The organism is Accumulibacter sp. (genome assembly GCF_032229525.1).
Lineage (GTDB): Bacteria > Pseudomonadota > Gammaproteobacteria > Burkholderiales > Rhodocyclaceae > Accumulibacter.
In genome coordinates, this window is sequence record NZ_JAVTWB010000231.1 from 3,822 (window position 1) to 7,839 (window position 4,018).

Sequence of the window (4,018 nt, forward strand, 5' to 3'; positions counted from 1 at the left end):
TCGGCGTTGCCTCGAAGTTCGACCGCAGTCCGGAGTTTGTCAGTGCGATGCGGCAACACGGGGCGCTGCGAGCCGGCCAGTTCTTGCCGCTGTGGTTGTCGGAGTCGCCGGATCTGCTGCAGTGGCCGGACGGCGACGCGCTAGCCACGGTCGACCGCACGCGGCGGTGACAGGCGGGATTGAGCAGGTCGCCGCAGCCGCCTGCTGCGGGCGACGACCTCCTGAGGAGTGCTCAGATGCGCTCGATGATCATCGCCACGCCTTGCCCGACACCGACGCACAGGGTGCACAGCGCATACTGGCCACCCCGGCGCCTTAACTCCCAGGTGGCCGTCGTCACCAGGCGGGCGCCAGTCATGCCCAGAGGGTGGCCGATGGCGATCGCGCCACCGTTCGGGTTGACGTGTGCGGCCTTGTCGGGAATCGACAGTTCGCGCATCACCGCGAGACACTGTGCGGCAAAGGCTTCGTTGATTTCGATGAGGTCCATCTGGTCCAGCCGCAGGCCTGTCCTGGCGAGCACCTTGCGCGTTGCGGGTACGGGGCCGAAGCCCATGATCCGTGGTGCGACGCCTGCCGACGCCATGGCCACGACGCGGGCGCGTGGGGTCAGGCCATGCTTCACGGCCGCCTCTTCGCTGGCGATGAGCAATGCGCAGGCGCCATCGTTGATCCCCGCCGAATTTCCGGCAGTGACGCTGAGCGCCGAGCCGTTGATCCCTTCGCGCTTGGCCAGTCTGGCCATCGTCATGTCCGGGCGTGGGTGCTGGTCGGTATCGACGATGATCGCGTTGCCTTTCTTCTGCGCAACGCGTACCGGAATGAGCTCGTCGGCAAAGCGCTCGGCTTCGTGGGCCGCGCCCCACCGTTGTTGCGAGCGCAGGGCGAACGCATCCTGGTCGGCACGCGAGATGTTGAATTTGGCGGCAACGTTGTCGGCGGTTTGCGCCATCGAGTGCGTGTCGTGGAGTTTCTTCAGCAGCGGGTTGACGAAGCGCCAACCGAGCGTCGTGTCGTGAATGACGGCGGTGCGCGAGAAGGCACTGTCAGCCTTGGGGATCACGAAAGGCGCCCGCGACATGCTTTCGACGCCGCCGGCGATGATCAGATCGGCCTCGCCGGCCTTGATCGAGCGCGCCGCCAGGCCGATGGCGTCCATGCCCGACGCACAGAGGCGGTTGACCGTTGTTCCCGGCACCTCGACCGGCAGGCCGGCGAGCAGGCCCGCCATGCGGGCGACATTGCGGTTGTCTTCGCCGGTCTGATTGGCACAGCCATAGATCACGTCATCGACGAGGGACCAGTCGACGCCGGGATTACGGTCGATCAGGGCGCGGATCGGCAGAGCGGCAAGGTCATCGGTGCGCACGCCGGACAGCGTGCCGCCATAGCGGCCGATCGGGGTCCGGACAGCATCACAGATAAAAGCTTCGTTCATTTACAAGGATTCCTTCAGGTGGTCGATGGCGCGCGCGGGCTGGTCGACCAGGGTACGGGGGATTTGCTCGCAGTCGATCGCGGTCAGCGCCCCTGCGCTGCCCATCGTCGATTTGCGGTGCCGCATTGGCTTGCCTTCGACCGGGATGGGAGAGGCTTCATTGGGGGTTTCCTTCAAGCGCGTCCGTCGCCGCGCTGGCTGAACCGGGATCGATCTCCTCGGCTTCGAGGCCGGCGATCACTTCACCAGCGATGCGGTACGACTTGCCGCGAAAGAGTGCGATGACCTTGCCGTGCTGGTTGCGAATGGTCGTGTCGTAGACGCCGGTGCGTCCGGAAAGCGAGCGTTCCTCGCACCTGGCCTCGAGAATCTCACCTTCTCGCGCCGGGGCGAGAAAGTCGATGTGGCACGCCGAGGCGACTGTGTTCCGGTTGTAGCTATTGCAGGCGTAGGCGAAAGCCGAATCGGCGAGTGTGAACAGATAACCACCGTGGCAGATATGGTGACCGTTGACCATGTCCGGTCGGACGCGCATCGTCAATTGCGCGTAACCAGGGCGGATGTCGATCAGGCTCAGGCCGATCAGCTTGCTCGCCGCGTCACGGCTGTACATCGCCTCGGCAGTTTGTCGGGCGAGCGAGGCCGCCGCGTCCGGATCGGGGATGCTGCTGGCGGGCTCAGGCATGAAACCTCGTTCTGGAAAAAACCTTGTGTGCGAGAAGCGGGGAAATGCGGTAGCGGTCCTCGCCGTAGCTTCTGGCCAGGTTGCCCAGCACGCGGCGGACCTGTTTCAGACCGATCTGGTCGGCCCAGGCCAGAGGGCCGCGTGGGTAGTTGGTGCCCAGGCGCATCGCCTGATCGACCGCCGGCACATCGCAGACTTGCTGATAGACGGCTTCGGCACCCTCGTTGGCCAGCATGCAGACGGTGCGCATCACCGCCAGGCCGGGGACGTCGGCAAGTCGAGAGACGGCAAAGCCGGCAGCTTGCAGCAGACCGACGCCGGCAGCGAGCGCCGCCGGGCTGCATTGTTGGGCGGCGGCAATGGCCAGCCGGGTGGCGCTGTCGTAGTCGAGCGCCAAATCGACGATCAGGGTGTTCGCCACGCCTTTGCGCGCGGCGCGCTCGGTCGCCGAGCGGCCGTCGGTAAGGTACAGCGCAGCGCCGCCGGCTTCGGCGACGCGACCATCGGGGGAGGTGTCGGCGTGTTGAAAAGGCAGGCCGCGAGCTTGCAGGCGCTTGCTCAAGGCGCTGGCCAGCGGAGCATCGGCAAAAACCAGCGGGCTGGCCGGCAGGGCTTGCGTCGGCAAGCTGTTGGCCTGCGGCACCGGCGCGCCTTCGCCGTAGGTGTAGAAGCCGCGCCCGCTCTTGCGCCCGAGAAAGCCGGCCGCCACCAGTTCCTCCTGGATCAGCGAGGGGGCGTAGCGAGGGTCGTTGGAGAAGGCGCTCCAGACCGACTTGCTGACGGCCAGGTTGACGTCCAGCCCGATCAGGTCCATCAGCTCGAAAGGGCCCAGGCGGAAGCCCCCGGCCTCGCGGAAGATGGCATCGAGTGTCGCGCTGTCGCTGGCGCCTTCGAGCAGCAGGCGGAGCGCTTCGCCGTAGTAGGGCCGGGCGATGCGATTGACGATGAAGCCCGGCGTCGAGCGCGCCATCACCGGTGTTTTTCCCCAGGCCAGCATGGTGGAATGGAGCGTTCCGGTGACCTCCGGGTCGGTGATCAGGCCGCTGATCACTTCGACCAGAGGCATCCGTGGCGCCGGGTTGAAGAAGTGCAGCCCGGCCAGTCGCGCCGGTGATTTCAGGCCCGCCGCGATGGCGGTGATCGACAGTGACGAGGTGTTGCTGGCCAGCAGGCAATCCGGTGAGACCCGCGCTTCGAGGTCGCGGAACAGCTGCTGCTTGGCAGCCAGATCCTCGACGATGGCCTCGATCACCAGCCCACTGCCGGCCAGATCGTTGACGGTGGTCGCCGGCAGTAGCCTGGCCTGCGCGGCGTGAGCAGCGGCGGCATCGAGTTTTCCCTTGGCCGCCAATTGCTCGAAAGCAGCCTGGACGCCAGCAATCGCCTGCGCGACGGCACTGGCATTCGCGTCGAACAGCTGCACACGATGGCCAGCGGCGGCTGCGACCTGCGCGATGCCGCTACCCATGGCACCGGCGCCGGCGATGGCGACGACTCTGTCGCTGGCCAGGGCTGGTTGCAGCACGCCTAGTCGCCCGTGAACTTCGGTGTTCGCCGGGCGACGAAGGCAGCGACCCCTTCACGATAGTCGTGACTGCGGCCGAGCTCGAGCATGATGTCGCGTTCGAGGTCGAGCTGCGTTTCGAGCGGATTGTTGACTCCGGCGCGCATCACCTCACGGGTGCGCAGCAGCGCCCGGGTCGGCGCGCTGGCGAGTTGGGTGGCGATGCGGTCGATAGTGGGCGCCAGTTCGGCGTCGTCGACGCAATCCCAGATCAGGCCCCAGGAAGCCGCTTTTTCTGCTGGCAGCTTGTCGGCCAGCATCGCCAGGCCGATCGCACGCGCCATGCCGACGCGCTGCGGCAGGAACCAGCTACCGCCGGTGTCGGGAATCA

At 66.6% G+C, this 4,018-nt stretch carries 5 protein-coding genes; all 5 read right to left on the reverse strand.

Annotated features, from left to right (window positions below):
• Nucleotides 1-232 precede the first annotated feature (232 nt).
• Nucleotides 233-1,438, reverse strand: a complete 1,206-nt coding sequence (gene pcaF / locus RUW20_RS18355; protein WP_313953667.1) for a 3-oxoadipyl-CoA thiolase — start codon at nucleotides 1,436-1,438, stop codon at nucleotides 233-235.
• Nucleotides 1,439-1,615, reverse strand: coding sequence for a hypothetical protein (locus RUW20_RS18360; RefSeq protein ID WP_313953668.1), 177 nt, complete (start codon nucleotides 1,613-1,615; stop codon nucleotides 1,439-1,441).
• On the reverse strand, nucleotides 1,596-2,123 hold the full coding sequence (gene paaI / locus RUW20_RS18365) for a hydroxyphenylacetyl-CoA thioesterase PaaI (protein WP_313953669.1): 528 nt from the start codon (nucleotides 2,121-2,123) through the stop codon (nucleotides 1,596-1,598). The genes RUW20_RS18360 and paaI overlap by 20 nt, the downstream gene beginning before the upstream one ends.
• On the reverse strand, nucleotides 2,116-3,645 hold the full coding sequence (locus RUW20_RS18370) for a 3-hydroxyacyl-CoA dehydrogenase (protein ID WP_313953686.1): 1,530 nt from the start codon (nucleotides 3,643-3,645) through the stop codon (nucleotides 2,116-2,118). The genes paaI and RUW20_RS18370 overlap by 8 nt, the downstream gene beginning before the upstream one ends.
• A 5-nt stretch (nucleotides 3,646-3,650) precedes the next feature.
• Nucleotides 3,651-4,018 (reverse strand): enoyl-CoA hydratase-related protein (locus tag RUW20_RS18375; protein WP_313953670.1); only part of this gene is annotated, 368 nt, incomplete at its 5' end.